The organism is Ruegeria sp. AF2, assembly GCF_056542025.1.
Genome location: NZ_JBQFZC010000002.1, coordinates 268554 through 284566, shown reverse-complemented (window position 1 = coordinate 284566; position 16013 = coordinate 268554). Strand labels below are relative to the sequence as shown.

Annotated in this window: 14 protein-coding genes; 5 read left to right on the top strand and 9 right to left on the bottom strand. The window is 55.4% G+C overall.

The window, feature by feature from the left end; all coding sequences use genetic code 11:
• Positions 1-45 precede the first annotated feature (45 nt).
• Positions 46-729 carry a DnaA N-terminal domain-containing protein gene (locus tag ACR0NM_RS09050; RefSeq protein ID WP_480614212.1) on the bottom strand — a complete coding sequence of 228 codons (684 nt, stop codon included), beginning with the start codon at positions 727-729 and terminating at the stop codon, positions 46-48.
• Between the two features lie 469 nt (positions 730-1198).
• On the opposite strand from ACR0NM_RS09050, the gene ACR0NM_RS09045 reads away from it, so the two are divergent.
• Both ACR0NM_RS09045 and ACR0NM_RS09040 read left to right on the top strand, forming a co-directional pair.
• Positions 1199-2506 carry an AAA family ATPase gene (locus ACR0NM_RS09045; protein ID WP_170423104.1) on the top strand — a complete coding sequence of 436 codons (1308 nt, stop codon included), beginning with the start codon at positions 1199-1201 and terminating at the stop codon, positions 2504-2506.
• On the top strand, positions 2503-3609 hold the full coding sequence (locus ACR0NM_RS09040; protein ID WP_480614210.1) for a ParB/RepB/Spo0J family partition protein: 1107 nt from the start codon (positions 2503-2505) through the stop codon (positions 3607-3609). Before ACR0NM_RS09045 ends, ACR0NM_RS09040 begins: the two co-directional genes overlap by 4 nt.
• A gap of 880 nt (positions 3610-4489) precedes the next feature.
• On the opposite strand, the gene ACR0NM_RS09035 is transcribed toward ACR0NM_RS09040, so the two are convergent.
• From ACR0NM_RS09035 to ACR0NM_RS09000, 8 genes are read right to left on the bottom strand one after another with little or no spacing between them, the layout of a single operon-like run.
• Positions 4490-5332: a fumarylacetoacetate hydrolase family protein gene (locus tag ACR0NM_RS09035; protein ID WP_480614208.1), complete on the bottom strand. Its 843-nt coding sequence runs from the start codon at positions 5330-5332 to the stop codon at positions 4490-4492.
• A gap of 17 nt (positions 5333-5349) precedes the next feature.
• Positions 5350-6105: an SDR family oxidoreductase gene (locus ACR0NM_RS09030; protein WP_480614206.1), complete on the bottom strand. Its 756-nt coding sequence runs from the start codon at positions 6103-6105 to the stop codon at positions 5350-5352.
• A gap of 8 nt (positions 6106-6113) precedes the next feature.
• Positions 6114-7616, bottom strand: coding sequence for an aldehyde dehydrogenase (NADP(+)) (locus ACR0NM_RS09025; RefSeq protein ID WP_480614204.1), 1503 nt, complete (start codon positions 7614-7616; stop codon positions 6114-6116).
• 12 nt (positions 7617-7628) lie between these two features.
• The gene (locus ACR0NM_RS09020; protein ID WP_170394151.1) at positions 7629-8741 is read right to left on the bottom strand and encodes a fumarylacetoacetate hydrolase family protein; all 1113 of its coding nucleotides are present in this window, start codon (positions 8739-8741) and stop codon (positions 7629-7631) included.
• 1 nt (position 8742) lies between these two features.
• On the bottom strand, positions 8743-9573 hold the full coding sequence (locus ACR0NM_RS09015; RefSeq protein ID WP_480614202.1) for an amidohydrolase family protein: 831 nt from the start codon (positions 9571-9573) through the stop codon (positions 8743-8745).
• Entirely contained in the window at positions 9570-9998 is a 429-nt protein-coding gene (locus ACR0NM_RS09010; RefSeq protein WP_480614200.1) for an RbsD/FucU family protein, read from the bottom strand. Before ACR0NM_RS09010 ends, ACR0NM_RS09015 begins: the two co-directional genes overlap by 4 nt.
• Complete coding sequence (locus ACR0NM_RS09005) at positions 9988-11040, bottom strand: aldo/keto reductase (protein WP_480614198.1); 1053 nt, start codon at positions 11038-11040, stop codon at positions 9988-9990. The genes ACR0NM_RS09010 and ACR0NM_RS09005 overlap by 11 nt, the downstream gene beginning before the upstream one ends.
• Complete coding sequence (locus tag ACR0NM_RS09000; protein ID WP_170394143.1) at positions 11037-11774, bottom strand: GntR family transcriptional regulator; 738 nt, start codon at positions 11772-11774, stop codon at positions 11037-11039. The genes ACR0NM_RS09005 and ACR0NM_RS09000 overlap by 4 nt, the downstream gene beginning before the upstream one ends.
• 84 nt (positions 11775-11858) lie before the next feature.
• On the opposite strand from ACR0NM_RS09000, the gene ACR0NM_RS08995 reads away from it, so the two are divergent.
• Genes ACR0NM_RS08995 through ACR0NM_RS08985 form a run of 3 tightly spaced genes read left to right on the top strand, consistent with a single transcriptional unit; the run spans position 11859 to position 15984 of the window.
• Positions 11859-13412: a UxaA family hydrolase gene (locus ACR0NM_RS08995; protein WP_480614196.1), complete on the top strand. Its 1554-nt coding sequence runs from the start codon at positions 11859-11861 to the stop codon at positions 13410-13412.
• A gap of 29 nt (positions 13413-13441) precedes the next feature.
• Positions 13442-14980, top strand: coding sequence for a sugar ABC transporter ATP-binding protein (locus ACR0NM_RS08990; RefSeq protein ID WP_255612237.1), 1539 nt, complete (start codon positions 13442-13444; stop codon positions 14978-14980).
• Positions 14977-15984: an ABC transporter permease gene (locus tag ACR0NM_RS08985; RefSeq protein WP_170394139.1), complete on the top strand. Its 1008-nt coding sequence runs from the start codon at positions 14977-14979 to the stop codon at positions 15982-15984. Before ACR0NM_RS08990 ends, ACR0NM_RS08985 begins: the two co-directional genes overlap by 4 nt.
• Positions 15985-16013: the final 29 nt, after the last annotated feature.

Below are 16013 nucleotides of genomic sequence, written 5' to 3'. Positions count from 1 at the left end.
TTTCCGCTAGATAGTCGCCTGTTGCCAGTTGAGCAAGCCCGCGCCCTATTCTGCCGCTTCAATGCGAATTGTTCGAACCGAAGGGTCTACACGCGAATAAGCGGCCAAAACCCTCCCCGACCATTTCTGTGCAATGTAATCCGCCATGAAACGCGTTGGCGCAATCAGAATCGCCAGGCCCCCTGCCCTTTCGGCTTCGTTCAGATGCTTGAACCAACTGGACCAAAGTTCTGGGTCACGCTCATGTAGGATCGATTGAACCTGTGCCCAAACGTCTTCACCCTGTGGCGGCGGGATCGATGGCTTTGACTGAAATGGCACAACATTGGTATCGCGCTCTGGCTTCTGCTGCATTCGTTCTTGGAAATCCGTCCCGATGACGGGCCAGGTTTCGATTGTGTCCAGCATGATCTGCTTGAGGTCGAGTTCATAAACCGCAACCCGACCCCGAGCGGCGGGTCGTTTGACCGCAATCCAGCCTGCGCTGCGCAGCTTAGCCATCTCACGTTTAACTGTGCGTTCGTTCACGGACCACAACCGAGCGATCTCTTCCCGACCAATCGACAGTTCATTGGAGCGCCAGTTATAGCGCGTGGTAATTAATGTCATGATGCGAAGAACACTGCGATGACGATGCTTGTCACCTGATAAGGCGTGAACGGCGAGCGCCGACAAGATATCGTACTTCAGTGCAGGCGCATTTCGCCCGACCGGTTTCGCAACCTGCATCCGTTTCCTCACCGCTCTTTTTTGCCTCATGCGGGTTGATCCCGCCGTAATCGCGCCGTTTCCCAACGCTTTTCGTGATTGTTCACTGATTAGCGTCCAATACTTCGATTCTGTCAAGAGTTCGTTGAGATCACGCTATTTGATAGGTGCTATTCGCTATCAAAAATTAAAGAAATAGGTGAATTTATGGTGATGGGGGACATACTGGGTGTCCCCTTATGGAACAATAATGTCCCCCTATATGCCGTATTTACTTCAGTTGTGACCCCCTAAATCTGGTAGGATATCCGAAGTCAGGACGATTGCAGAGAGCAGCAGCGTTCCGAATCGGTCAGCATTACATACAGCCATATTTTCTTACCCGTGGGTAACATCACAACCTTACAATAATTTCTTTTGCCAAATATGCAAATCGAGCGTAAATAACAAAAGAGAGAAAAATAACGTCCAGAAGAATGAGAACTGAGGCATGTACACGCACGAAGACCTGAATGCATTGCGCACCCAGTCCCTGAAATTGCAAGGCTGGATTCGCCAGCAGACTTTCAGCCCTGAGATGGAGAAGACGCTAAGGCGGTTCTCAAGCTGGGAGGTGTCCGAGCTGATCTTTAAGGTGAACCAATCGACTTTCCGAGGAAAGCTGGCCGCCGATCCTTCATTGCCGGGAGGCGAGGTCGAGCCTGATGGGCGGCAGCGTTGGTTTAGTCTGGAAGAGGTAAATGAGCTCAGGCGGCGGCTTAAGGTCAATCGCAAAGCGCTCACTCCCCCACGCCCTGCAGGCAAGCGGGCGGTTCGGGCCGCTGTTGCCAATTTCAAAGGGGGGGCTGGCAAGTCGACCGTGGCGTTGCATCTTGCGCACGCCGCTGCTCTGGACGGCTACCGAGTATTAGTGGTGGATTTTGACCCTCAGGCGACGCTCAGCCATTCGATGGGTCTGACCGATGTCGCTGAAGATTTCACCGTCTGGGGTATCATGGCGCGGGATCTGATCCGTGAAACCGAGCGCATGAATAACCGCCCTGCGGCTGCGGAGTCAGGAACCGCCCTGCCCCGCCGAGAGTTACCACCTTCCATCACGGATATGGGCCTCGGCGAACTGCGCATTTCTGATTTTATCAAGCAGACCTCATGGTCAACGATTGATGCGATCCCTTCTTGCGCCAATGCTGCTTTCGTCGAATTCGCATCAGCACAATATCGGCACCTGAATCCTGAGTGGTCTTTTTTTGCAGCTGTGTCTCGCTATCTGGATCAAATACCGAATGATGCTTATGACCTGATCCTGTTCGATTGCCCGCCTGCGATAGGATACCAATCGATGAATGCGGTGTTCGCAGCAGACATGTTGTATATCCCGTCGGGGCCCGGATACTGGGAATACGATTCAACCACCTCATTCATTGGACAGTTGGCTGAAGCCCTCGAAGATCTGGCCTATGGTTTCGACAAGACCTTACCCACGGGTAAGATTGGTTTACCCAAGACATTCTGCGAAATTCGGTTTTTGCTTACGCGCTACGAACCGGGGAATGCACTGCACACAGCGATGTATGACGCATTCCGCAAAGTCTTTGGTGAGCACCTCGCCGAGCACCCGGTCGAGATGACGCGCGCGGTCGAGCAATCGGGTCGATTCCTGAGTTCAGTTTATGAGATGGATTACCGTGAGATGACGAGGGAAACCTGGCGTCGCGCGCGTTCGACATTTGATAATGTTTATGATGAATTCCGGGGCGTCATGCTATCGGCCTGGGACAAGCTGGAGGATGACGTATGAGCCGAAAACGCAGAATGTTCGATATCGATATGCCAGCGATGGAAGAAATCCCGGTTGGCAAGGTTCCGGATAAAGCGCTTGAGAAAAGGCGCGGACCGATGGCTACTGCAATCTCCGAGAACGCTAATGCGCTACGCGACCAGCAAACTACCGAAGATGCAATCAGGGTCGAAAATGACAGGTTAGCGCACGAGCTTGTGCGACTACGTTCAGAAGGGTATGTTACTGAACAGATCGCATTGGCGGATGTTGTTACCGAGCGCCTGACGCGCGACCGCAAGCCTGGCCCTGATCCTGAGTTGGATGAGTTGAAGGCTTCTATTCAGGATGTGGGTCTTTCGAACCCGATCCGGGTCGAGCGTCGCAACGATGGACGCTTTGAGTTAATTCAAGGAATGCGCAGATTATCGGCATTTCGCGCATTACTTGAGGAAACTGGCGACGCGCGATTTGCGACGATTCCGGCCGGTGTTTCTGACGTTGCAGAGCTGGATGATAGCTATCGTCGCATGGTCGATGAAAACCTGATCCGAAAGGATATCTCGTTTGCGGAAATGGGCGCGCTTGCGCGTGCCTATGCGGAAGATCCCGCCAATGATTGTCCGGATGTCGACAAAGCGGTTTCAACCTTGTTTAAATCTGCAAGCTATACCAAGCGCAGCTATATACGGGCGTTTGCGAGTTTGCTGGCCATATTGGAAAAGGTTCTTATGCACCCAAACGATATTCCACGGAATGTGGGTGTTGAACTCAAACGAAAGCTCGACTCTGATCCTGGATTGATCCGACAAGTCAGTACGGCTTTGGTGAGTGAACCAAATCGCGACAGCGTGCGCGAAGTGGCCATTCTTCGCGATTTTCTCACAACCGAAAATGCGACCGCCGCTAAGCCAAAGGCTGAAGCCGTAGGTAAACCACGCCGCGCGAAGACAACGTTTCAGGTAAGGGGCAGGGCAGGGATTGCAAAATGTTCTGCATCCAGCGGAAGGATCGAACTTCGCTATGATCTCGATTTCACCCGTGTCGATAGGGCGAAATTAGAACGTGCTGTGGCCACTTTGATCGAGGATCTGCGAGAAGAAGACGATCTTACCCACGGGTAAGACGGGCTTAGCGAGATAGATCCGAAGCGCGGCGCTGGTTAATTTCAGCGCCGTTTTTTTGCACAAACAGACCAATCGTGTAATACGGTACCCTGGGAGACCATCTAAACGCTTAGCTTTTACCGCCCGGCCTCAAATTCTTGTTTTGTAGTTCGGGCAGGTATGTTCCGAGCAGAGTTGACGACTAAAAGTTCAGGCCATCAGTAGAAGGTTTCTTAACGTATTGATATGGAACTAGGGCAGATAATCTACAATTTATGTAGTTAGTCGCGGCTGAACAGATACACAGTTTTCGCGGCAGGGCAGGGACGACGCGATCGCTTCTATCTTCGAGCGCCCCGGCACTACATTTCAACGGGAAGACCAACATAGCGTACCGAAACATATTCGAGGCGCGTGAGCATATAACGGATTGGCCGTGAGCACCTATCAATGAGGGATATGATTGCGCTGTGGCTTGCCAAAGAAAGGGCGGCGATGGGTTGAATGATTGACCGAGTAGAAGGTCATTTGGGCGTAGTGTGCAAAATACTTTAATAAGTATTATTAAGAGCTGTATCGGTCTGCCTACTTTAATGCGAAGGCGCCCCATCTAGCCGGCTTAGGGGCCTGCTGAATCGTGATTTAAGGACAGGCTTTGTTAAAGCTTGCAAAAAAACAATGACTCTTCTCAGTATTGAAACGCCCGAAGCAACCAGAAAGATGTTCGGTAACCTGATCCGATACTACAAATACCGGATTAATCGCGCGAGAAGCGCCTATAAGAATATATACTGGCCTGATAGATAATCAGTATACGGGCGGCGTTATCTGAGACAAAACCTTCTCGCTTACTTTTGTTGCTTCAAGGCTACATATGGCATTCGCCAACAGCGCGATCTCATCCCTGGATGACGTTCTGACGTTGCGTGCCCAGACCCTGAATACCAAGCTCCATTTTGTCGCCGGGATTCAAGTAGGTCTGCGGGTTCTGTCCCATACCAACACCCGGGGGTGTGCCTGTAGAAATTACGTCACCGGGTTGCAAAGACATAAATTGCGACAGATGCGAGATGACCGTCGCTACGCCAAAATGCATCGTTTTGGTTGATCCGTCCTGATATCGGTGCCCGTTTACCTCAAGATACATCGGAAGGTTCTGCGGGTCGGGGACTTCGTCTCGTGTTACCAGCCAGGGGCCAATTGGGCCGAACGTGTCCGCAGACTTTCCTTTGACCCATTGGCCAGAGCGATGAAGCTGAAAGTCACGTTCTGACAAATCGTTCACTACGCAGTAGCCGGCGACGTGGTCTATGGCTTCCGCCTCAGAGACATATTTGGCCTCTTTGCCGATAACGACGCCCAGCTCAACTTCCCAATCGGTTTTGACCGATCCGCGCGGGATTTCTACGGTATCGTCGGGGCCGGCGATGGCCGAGGTGGCTTTGAAGAAGATCACGGGCTCAGCAGGCAATTCCATGCCGCTTTCTGCTGCGTGATCAGCATAATTCAGGCCAATGCAAATGAACTTACCAACATTGCCAACGCAAGGACCGATGCGCGGGTTGCCGTTTACCAATGGCAGGCTGGCCAAATCTAGTGCGCGCAGCTTTTCAAGAACGACATCGCCAAGAGTATCGCCCGAGATATCATCCACCACACCGGAAAGGTCGCGAACCGAGCCGTCTGAGGCCAAAATGCCGGGTTTCTCAGCGCCCTTCGGGCCATAGCGTAGTAGTTTCATTGTCAGGTCCTTCCTGCTCAGATCGTCCAGCCGCCATCTATGGCAAAGGGCTGGCCCGAAGTGTATCTGCTGGCATCACTGGCCAAATACAGAGCCAGTTCAGCGATCTCCTCCGCTGTGCCAATACGGCCCATCGGTTGACGGGCGATGAAATCAGTCATTGCCTGCTCATAATCCCCGGTGGTGCGAAGCCGGTCATGCAGGCTGGGGCTGTCCACCGTACCTGGACAAATCGCGTTGCACCGAATGCCCTGGGTCACAAAATCGGCTGCCACAGACTTGGTCAGGCCAATCACCGCTGCTTTTGACGCGCAATACGCAAATCGGTTGGGCACGCCTTTCATGGACGATGCGACCGACGACATATTGATGATCGATCCTCCGCCTGCTTTCAGCATTCCGGGTAGAGTCAGTTGGATCAGTCTGAACATGGCCTTTACGTTGAGGTCAAAGCTGAAATCCCAATCCTTTTCAGTGCATTCAAGAATTGATCCCCCCGCTACATAACCTGCGCAGTTAAACAGAATGTCCAGTTGCGGCAGATTGACCGCTGCATCTGTAACGGCCTTATCGTCCATTACGTCCAGTTGCAGCGGTTCGATACCCGGAATACCGCCCAATTCGGCAAGCGCAGCATCGTTGATGTCGCTGGCTATCACCCGTGCGCCTTCGGCAGCGAACAATTCGGCGGTTGCACGGCCAATGCCTTGGCCAGCTGCTGTGATGAGAGCGGTCTTATCTGCAAGCCGGTTGGATGGGTTGATTGTCGACATAAACAACCTCACAATTTCTCGGGTAGAAGCTCGGATGGGATGTCCTGATAACAAACCGGCCGCAGGAAACGGCGTATCGACAATGTTCCCACGGATGTTGCGCCAAAGTTGGTTGAGGCGGGGTAGGGGCCTCCGTGAACCATGCTATCGCAAACTTCGACCCCGGTCGGAAAGCTGTTGGCCAACAATCGCCCAGCCTTTCGTTCAAGCAGCGGTAGCAGTGCCTGAGCGTCGGGTTTGTCGCCAGCGTCCAGATGTAGTGTGCAGGTCAACTGCCCTTCGATGGCCCGCGCGATCTGTTGCATCTGAGAGCTGTCGTTCACGCGTACGATGATGCCCAATGGTCCGAAGACTTCTTCTTGCAGCTTCCGATTGGCGAGCCAGTCATCACCTGAAACAGTGAACAGGTATGGGGCCGCATCGCGTGACTTGCAGCTTGTGCCGATAATCTTCGATACACCGGTACCAGCAGCTACACGCGAAACTCCGTTTCGGTATGCCTCCGCAATTCCATCGGTCAGCATTGTCTGCTCGGCCACCGAAGACAGGCCAGCCTCTGCCGCTGCTTGAAACGCGTCAGCATCAGGACCGTCGATGATCACGGCGATACCGGGGTTGGTGCAGAACTGTCCAGCGCCCATGGTTAGGGACGCGGCCCAGCCATTGCCGATTTCAGCACCGCGCGCGGCCGCCGCTTGCGGCAGTATGAACATCGGATTGACTGAACCCAGTTCGCCAAAAAACGGAATGGGTTCATCGCGTTGCGCGCATAAATCGAACAGCGCCCGTCCACCTCCGAGGCTGCCCGTAAAGCCAACCGCCCGGATCAAGGGATGTTGCACCAATCGCGTGCCCACATCCCGTTTGCCACCCTGTACCAATGAAAACACTCCGGGATGAACTCCGGTCGCCTTGATGGCGGCGTCGATGGCCTGCGCCACGATCTCGCCCGTGCCGGGATGGGCCGAATGGCCTTTAACGACAACCGGACATCCTGCGGCCAGTGCCGCGGCGGTATCGCCCCCAGCAACCGAGAAGGCCAATGGGAAGTTCGACGCGCCGAACACCGCAACAGGACCCAGCGGGCGCTGGATCATGCGCAAGTCGGGGCGGGGCAGGGGTGTACGATCCGGCATGGCCGGGTCATGGCGCATGTCCAGATAATTACCCGCTTCGATGTGATCGGCGAAGAGGCGCAGCTGGCCGACGGTACGGCCACGTTCCCCCTGCAGGCGCGCCTCGGGCAAGCCGGTTTCCTGAGTGCCGATTTCGGTGATGGCATCCCCGCGGGCATCAATCTCATCTGCGATCTTGCGCAACAGCGCGGCACGTTCGGTACGAGAGGACCACCCGAAAGTGGCAAATGCCGACTCTGCTGCCTCCACCGCGTTATCAATCATCGCCGCTGTCCCCACAGAAAAGTCATGGCTTGGTCCATGCGCTGGTTCTGACGCAAAAGTGGTGTCTGCGCCGATCCATTCGCCAGCAATCAGGTGTTTTCCGGTCAACATATTCGTTCTCTCTTACAGCAGGCCGCGATGGGCGAGGTTTCGCATCAGGTGTGAGGCCCCAAAGGTCCATTCGGGGCATTCCGTCGACAGGCGCACGGTGTTTGTCAGCGCTCCAAGGCGCGTATTGGAGATAGTGACGACATCGCCAATTTTGTGAGTGAACCCACCGCCAGGTGTGTCACGGTCTTGGGTCGGGGCGAACAGGGTGCCAAGGAAAAGCATCAGCCCATCAGGATATTGGTGATGGCGCCCGATAGTCTGCTTCACAAGGTCTGCAGGATCGCGACTGATCTGGGACATAGATGAGCTTCCGTTCAGCACAAATCCATCCGATCCGGTCACGGTCAGCGCAAGTTCAGCCTGGCGTACATCGTCCAGTGTGAACCCATCATCGAACAACCGGATCATCGGTCCGATCGCGCAAGAGGCATTGTTGTCCTTTGCTTTGCTCAGCAACAAAGCCGAACGACCTTCAACGTCACGCAGGTTGACGTCGTTCCCCAGCGTAGCGCCCTTAATCTCGCCCTTAGAAGTAACGGCCAGAACGACCTCGGGCTCGGGGTTGTTCCAGGTCGAAATCGGGTGAAGACCGATTTCTGAACCAAACCCGACCGAAGACAAAACTTGTGCTTTGGAGAACACCTCGGCATCGGGGCCGATCCCGACTTCAAGGTACTGACTCCAGAGGCCTTCGGCGATCAGTGCTTCTTTGACCTCTGCGGCCGCGTCCGATCCAGGTACGATGTTCGAGAGGCTGTCGCCGATCCGATCTCCGATGCGCGCCCGGATCGCGTCGGCTTTGGCAGGATCACCGGCGGCTTGTTCCTCGATTACGCGTTCGACCATGGACCCGGCAAATGTGACACCACAGGCCTTGACCGCCTGCAGGTCACACGGGGCCAGCCATTGGTGGTCGGCGTCCAAAGGGCCGATATCTTCACCTTGGGCGTTGCGCACATGATCTGCTTCATCGTCGCGTTCCAGAATGTCCCTGACAGTTGGTGCCGTTTTTGACGTGATATCGATAATCCGCCCATTGCGCAGGGTCACCACGCTGGGGCCGATTCCGCCGCGCTCAATACGGCCGAGCCACAGCCCGTTCGAATCCAATGTACCTATGGTCATTTTAATTCCTGAGGTTGTAGGCGCAGGCGGCGTTGCCACCCATTATTGCCTGTCGTTCTGCGCTGCTCAGATGTTTCAGCAACATGTCGGTGGTTTCACACCAGCGCTCATAGCTACTGGCCAAAGTGCAAACTGGCCAATCGCTACCCCAGATCAGACGCGATGGACCGAAGGTGTTCAGCAGGTGATCCACGTACGGGCGCAGATCGTCGATCGTCCAGTCTGCTGCAGCCTCGGTCACAAGGCCTGAAAGCTTGCACCATGCATTTGTATCTCGGGCCAAGGCGGCCATGTTGTTGGACCAGTCACCCAAGATTGCGTCTTTGATCAGCGGTTTCGAGCCATGGTCGACGACTACACGCATTTTCGGATGGCGTTCCAGAAGTTGTCTGAGCGGGCCCAGATGTTGGGGCAAGGTCAATGCATCGAATGTCAGGTCATGCCGTTGGACAGCCTCGAAAGCTGGAGGCAGCGTGTCGCCGAGCATCCACAGAGGGTCAGCGATGTCCTGTATCATCGGACGAAGACCGACCAGTGCCGGATGGGCGTCTAACGCAGAAATCTGTGAGCCAACATCATCGGCTTCAAAATCAACCCAGCCGACAACACCTTTGATAAACGCATTCTGGTCGGCCAGCGAGAGCATGTATTCCGTCTCAGCCACAGTGGGCGCCGCCTGGACAAGGACTGTGCCATCGATCCCGGCAGCCTTAAGCAGGGGCATTAGATCGTCCGGCGTGAAATCCCGGTAGATCGTGTCCAGATCGGGCGTCAGCCAGCCATAGTCGCAGCGCGCCAAAGCCCAGAAATGCTGATGCGCGTCGATCCTCATGCGATCACACCCTTTTTCAGGATGATGTTGCCATAAAGCCTGCGTTCGCCCGTTTGAACGATGGCAAACGCGTTGGCCGCACGCTCGTAGAATGCAAACCGTTCCAAGCCCTGAACTTTGGCCGGGTTGTCGGCGGTCGTGTCGATGATGCGTTGAAAATCCGCGACTGCGTCAGGAATCGCTTTGGGGTCGCCAACAACCTGCATGCTCAACGCCGGATCAGGAACGAACGTATCCAAAGGCATCACAGAAAGTACGGCCTTCAACATTTCACTGGCTGTAGACCCATCGGCCCGGATGCAGTCTGGTCCCATGCTGGTGCCCGGAAAATTCGCATCTGCGATAACAATCTCATCCCCGTGGCCCATGGCCCTGAGGGTGAAAAGCAACTCCGGCGAAAGGATCGGGTCGATGTTACGCAGCATCAGCTGTCTCGCTTGGCAGTGGCGCATCAGGTCGGATCAGGCCTTCGGACCGCAAGTCCGACCACAGGCCGGAAGAAATGTTGCGCTCCATTAGTGCCACGTTGGATTGTACTTCGGATGCGTTTACGGCTCCGGGAACTACTGTTTTGACGCAAGGATGACCCAGAACAAATTGCAGTGCTGCGGCAATCAACGGAGTGTCGTGCGCCGCGCAAACGGCTTCGATCTTGCGGACCCGGTCCAGAATGTCTTCGGGCGCGTCAGCATAATTGTACTTGGCGCCGGGCACTGCTCCGGTCGCGAGAATGCCTGAATTGTAAGGTCCTCCGAGGATGATCCCGACATCGCGCTGCTCGCAGAGTGGCAGGAAACTGTCGAGGGCCTCTTGTTCAAGCAATGTATAGCGCCCAGCCAAAAGGAACCCGTCGAAGTCGCCCAGCCCAAGAAGTTTCTCGCAAACCTGCCATTCGTTTACACCTGCGCCGATTGCTGCGATTTCACCCGCATCGCGCAGCTCGGTCAAAGCCTTGTAACCTCCGCCATCAAACAGTTCACGCACCTTGGCGTCCGAAACCTCTTGGCTGCCTTGGCTGAAGACACAGACATCATGGACCAGAAGAATGTCAGAATTGGCGACACCGATCCTGTTGCGGCTTGCCTCGTAAGACCGCATTACGCCGTCATAGGTATAGTCAAACACGATCCGTTTCTGCGGTACATCGACGAAAGCTTCGGGCGTTACTTCATGCGGTTCGCAATCCAGTAACAGGCGACCGATCTTGGTTGAAAGCTGGATGTTTTCGCGCCCGAACCGACCAATCGCCTGCCCAAACCGATGCTCTGATCGGCCAAGCCCGTATTGCGGCGCTGTGTCGAAAAAACGGATGCCTGCGTCATAGGCGGTCTGCAATGCCGCCTGCGCGTCCTCGTCCGAGACTTTTCGGTACAGGTTCCCCAATGGTGCCCCACCGAACCCCATGCGGGTCAGGGGAACGGGCCGCGTGGTCCGGTTGTTCAGTAATTCTGTTTGGGAAACGGTCATCCTGCCTCGCTATTCAGCTGTGGGGTGAGGTTGAACAGATGCGGCTTCAGTTGCTCCAACTGCTCAATGCGCGGCATCAACTGCCCGAGGTGGGCGCGCATAGCGACCTGCGCGGCCTGTTCGTCGCGATTGCTGATTGCCTCGAAAATGGCCCTGTGTTCTGCCAGTGTTTCAGCGATCCGGCCAGGGGTGGGCAGCAATAGCATGCGTGCGCGACTGACCTGTAAGGAAACGGTTTGGGCAACGTCGGCGAGGCGGCGGAAGCCTGTAAATTCCATCAGAAGACTGTGGAACTCTTCATCAGCCTGATAAAAGCCTGGGATATCATCATCCATAATCAACAGTTCCTGCAGACGCATATTGCGGCTTAACCTTTTACGCTGAACGTCGGTTATGTCGCGCGCGACTTTGGCGACAGTTGCAAGTTCAAGCGCTTCACGCAGGAATACGCCTTCGCGGATCTCGTCCATCGAAAAGTAGGATACGCGAGTGCCTGATTGCGGCACTACATCCACCAGCCCTTCCGAGGCTAAACGCGCGATCGCATCGGCCACAGGTGCGCGCGACACACCCAATCTTTCACACACAGGTGCCTTCCTGAGGTTCGCTCCGGGTGGGAAATCTAGTGAGAGAATCGCCTGCTTCAATGAGTGGTGAACCCGCTGAGCGAGCGGTCCTTCGATCGTTGTGATCTCGGGCAACAGTTCGGCATCAATATCTTGGTGTTTGTTCATACTGCATAAGTTAGCATTCTAACATGTTAGTTGACAAGTAGAGATATTGGATTTAGCAACATTGACCAAGCAAGTGGAGAAGAGATGCGAGCGAACGGCAGCATAAACGTTTTGGAAGAGGCGGCTCGCGATGTCGTGAAGCTAAATCCGCAGGACAACATCGTTATTGCTTTGCGTGACTTGCAAGCGGGTGAGCAGCCGGCACATGTTCCCGTGCAATTGGCTGCGCCCGTTACCCGCGGTCACAAGCTTGCCGTGTCATCAATCCAAACTGGCGAGAATATTGTCCGCTACGGTCAGATCATCGGGCAGGCCAAATGCGATATAGCGCCTGGCGAACATATCCATGTGCACAACCTTGGCATGGGGGCGCATCAGCAGGATTATGCGCATGCCAGCGCCAACACCCCGCTGCCTGTTTTGACTGAAAAGCGTACATTCGACGGATACCATCGATCTGACGGTAAAGTGGGAACCCGAAACTACATCGGGATTCTAACCACCGTGAACTGCTCGGGTTCAGTAGCGCGTTTTATCGCCGACGCAGCGGAAAAGACCGGGTTGTTGGAAAGCTATCCCAATGTTGACGGTGTGGTCCCGATTGTGCACGGGACCGGATGTGGAATGTCCAGCAAGGATGAGGGCTATGCTACCCTGTTTCGGACGTTGGCCGGCTATGCACAGCATCCGAATTTCGGGGGTATTCTGCTGATCGGTCTGGGCTGCGAAGTCATGCAGGTGGCAGATCTTGTCGGCGGTCGACCAATCCGCGCTGACGGTGCGCTGCGTTACATGACCATTCAGAACGAGGGCGGAACACGCCGCACTATCGAACGGGGGCTGGCGGAGTTGCGCGGCATCGCCCATCTGGCCAATCAAGCCGAACGCGCTCCGGCTCCGATCAGTGCCATCACGGTCGGTATGCAATGCGGCGGCTCGGACGGGTATTCTGGGATAACCGCGAACCCGGCGGTGGGGTATGCGTCGGATTTACTTGTGCGCCATGGAGGAACAACGATCCTGTCGGAAACCTCGGAAATCTACGGTGCCGAACACCTGCTGACCCGGCGGGCCGAGACTGTTGAGGTGGGTGAAAAACTGATCGAACGCATCCACTGGTGGGAGGACTACACGGCCCGAAACGGCGGTGAGATGGACAACAACCCAAGCCCAGGCAACAAGCGCGGGGGGCTCACAACCATTCTTGAGAAATCGCTTGGTGCCGTAGCTAAGGGAGGCACCGCGCCACTGCGAGACGTCTACAAATTCGGTGAGATGATCGACAAGAGCGGGTTTGTCTTCATGGACAGTCCCGGTTTTGATCCGTGTTCGGTCACCGGGCAAGTCGCTTCGGGTGCGAACCTGATCGTGTTTACCACCGGGCGCGGTTCGGTGTCTGGATATCAGCCAACGCCATGCGTCAAGCTGGCCACCAATTCCGAAATGTATGCCCGCATGGCCGAGGATATGGATCTGAACTGCGGTGACATCGTGACAGACGGGATCAGCATCGAGAGCAAGGGCGAAGAACTGTTCGAAATACTGATCCGTGTCGCCTCAGGCAAGAAAACCAAAAGCGAGGAACTTGGATTTGGGGGCGTTGAATTCGTCCCCTGGCAAATTGGTGCGGTGATGTAAACCGCGTTGGCCCAAGGGGAGAGGGGCAAATGGGAGGCAATAAAAATAGACTGGTCGAAATGACGGGGATTGATAAGTTTTTCCCCGGCGTGCACGCGCTGAAATCCGTGCAATTCGATCTTGAACCGGGTGAAGTTCACGCGCTGATGGGCGAGAACGGTGCCGGCAAAAGTACGTTGATGAAAATCCTGTCGGGTATTTATCAACGTGACGGCGGGACCTTGAAGATCGAAGGGCGCGAAGTCAGCCCGACAACCCCGCGCGAGGCGCAGGATCTAGGTATAGGGATCATCCATCAGGAATTGAGCCTGATGAACGACCTGACCGTAGCCCAGAACATTTTTATCGGACGCGAACCGCGTAAGAGCTTTGGCCGTTTGGACGAGGCGGCGCTGAATGCGCAGACTGCCGAAATCTTTGCTTCGATGAACCTCAGCCTTGATCCCAAGGCGTTGGTTGGCAGCCTGACCATCGCAAAACAGCAAATGGTCGAGATCGCCAAGGCACTGTCCTTTCGGTCCAAGGTGCTCATCATGGACGAGCCAACAGCGGCCCTGAATGACGCCGAGATTGCTGAGCTGTTCGTGATCATCCGCCGCCTCAAGGCTGAAGGTGTAGGCATCGTTTACATTAGCCACAAGATGGACGAGCTGAAGCAGATCTCGGATCGCGTGACGGTTATGCGCGATGGGGAATATGTCGGAACAGTTGGGGCTGCTGAAACCCCGATCAGCCAGATCATCGCCATGATGGTGGGCCGAGAGGTCAAGGAAGAACCGCTGGACGTGCCCGATCTGGGTGATGCGGAGATGTCTCTGCAGATCACCGGGCTGAGCCGGAGCAACGAAATTCAGGACGTCAGTTTCTCGGTCCAAAAGGGTGAAATTCTGGGCTTCGCCGGTCTTATGGGCGCAGGTCGCACCGAGGTCGCGCGCGCCATATTTGGGGCCGACCCCAAGGATAGCGGAGAAATCCGGGTACATGGTCAGGTGGTGTCGATCAAATCACCCACCGACGCCGTCAAAGCGGGGATTGGATACCTGTCCGAGGACCGAAAGCACTTCGGTCTCGCCACTAGTATGAATGTACGCGACAACATCGCGCTTGCCTCGATGGACCTATTCACCGGCGCAGGCGGGGTTCTGCACGATGGTGAAATCAGCGACACCGCCAAAAGCTACATCCAGCAATTGGGCATTAGAACGCCATCGGATGTGCAAGAGGTTCGTCTGCTGTCAGGCGGCAATCAGCAGAAGGTCGTCATCGCCAAATGGCTGCTGCGCGACTGCGATATTCTGATCTTTGACGAACCGACCCGCGGTATCGACGTCGGCGCGAAATCCGAGATTTACAAGTTGCTGGAAGAACTGGCAGGGCAAGGCAAGACGATCATCGTGATCTCATCCGAACTGCCCGAGATCATGCGTCTTAGCCATCGTATCGCCGTGATGTGCGAAGGGCGGCTGACCGGCATTTTGCCCGGCGGAAAAGACACCACTCAGGAAGACATCATGCATCTGGCCACGCAACGTGCAGCGGCGATGCAGGTAACAGGGACAGTCCAATGACCACAGCAACCGACATCGAAAAGAAAAAGCCACTCTCGGGTCTTGCGGACAGCGGCGCGTATCAAAAGCTCTTGGCCTTTGCCAGTTTGATCGTTCTGCTAATCGGTTTTTCCATTGCTTCACCCAACTTCATGCAGACGTCGAACATGATCGCCATTCTGCAGGCGACATCGGTGAATGGCGTTCTGGCTGTTGCTGCGACGCTGGTCATTATCACCGGTGGGATCGACCTTTCAGTCGGAACACTGATGACTTTCTGCGCTGTGATCGCCGGGGTGGTCCTGACATATCTCGGCATGCCCTTGCTGTTGGGAGTGGCCGCAGCCATTGCGGCGGGCGCATTTTGCGGACTTTGCTCGGGCACTTTCGTAGCGAAAATGAAAATTCCGCCCTTCATCGCCACGCTTGGGATGATGCTGATCCTCAAAGGCCTGTCGCTGGTGATCTCTGGGACACGGCCAATCTACTTCAATGACACGCCGGGCTTTGACCAGATCTCGCGCGGGTCGCTGATCGGAGAGGTCTTCCCATCGCTACCCATCCCCAACGGTGTGCTTATCCTGTTCCTGGTGGCCATCGCGGCTTCGTACATTCTGGGGCGCACAGTTCTGGGTCGTTACACCTTTGCGCTTGGCTCTAACGAGGAAGCGGTGCGTCTGTCAGGCGTGAACACCGACATGTGGAAGATGCGCATTTATGCGCTGGCCGGAGCGATCTGCGGCATCGCCGGTATCCTGATCGCTTCGCGCCTGAACTCGGCGCAACCGGCATTGGGTTTGGGATACGAATTGGAGGCGATCGCAGCCGTAGTGATCGGTGGCACGTCTTTGTCCGGTGGGCGCGGCACGATCCTGGGCACGTTGATCGGCGCCCTGATCATGGCTGTACTGACCAACGGATTGCGCGTGCTGTCAGTCGCGCAGGAATGGCAGACCGTTGTCACCGGCGCGATCATCATTCTGGCCGTCTATGCCGACATGGCGCGGCGCAAGAAATCGGGATGACCAAGCAACTAAATCAAAGACCAAAACGA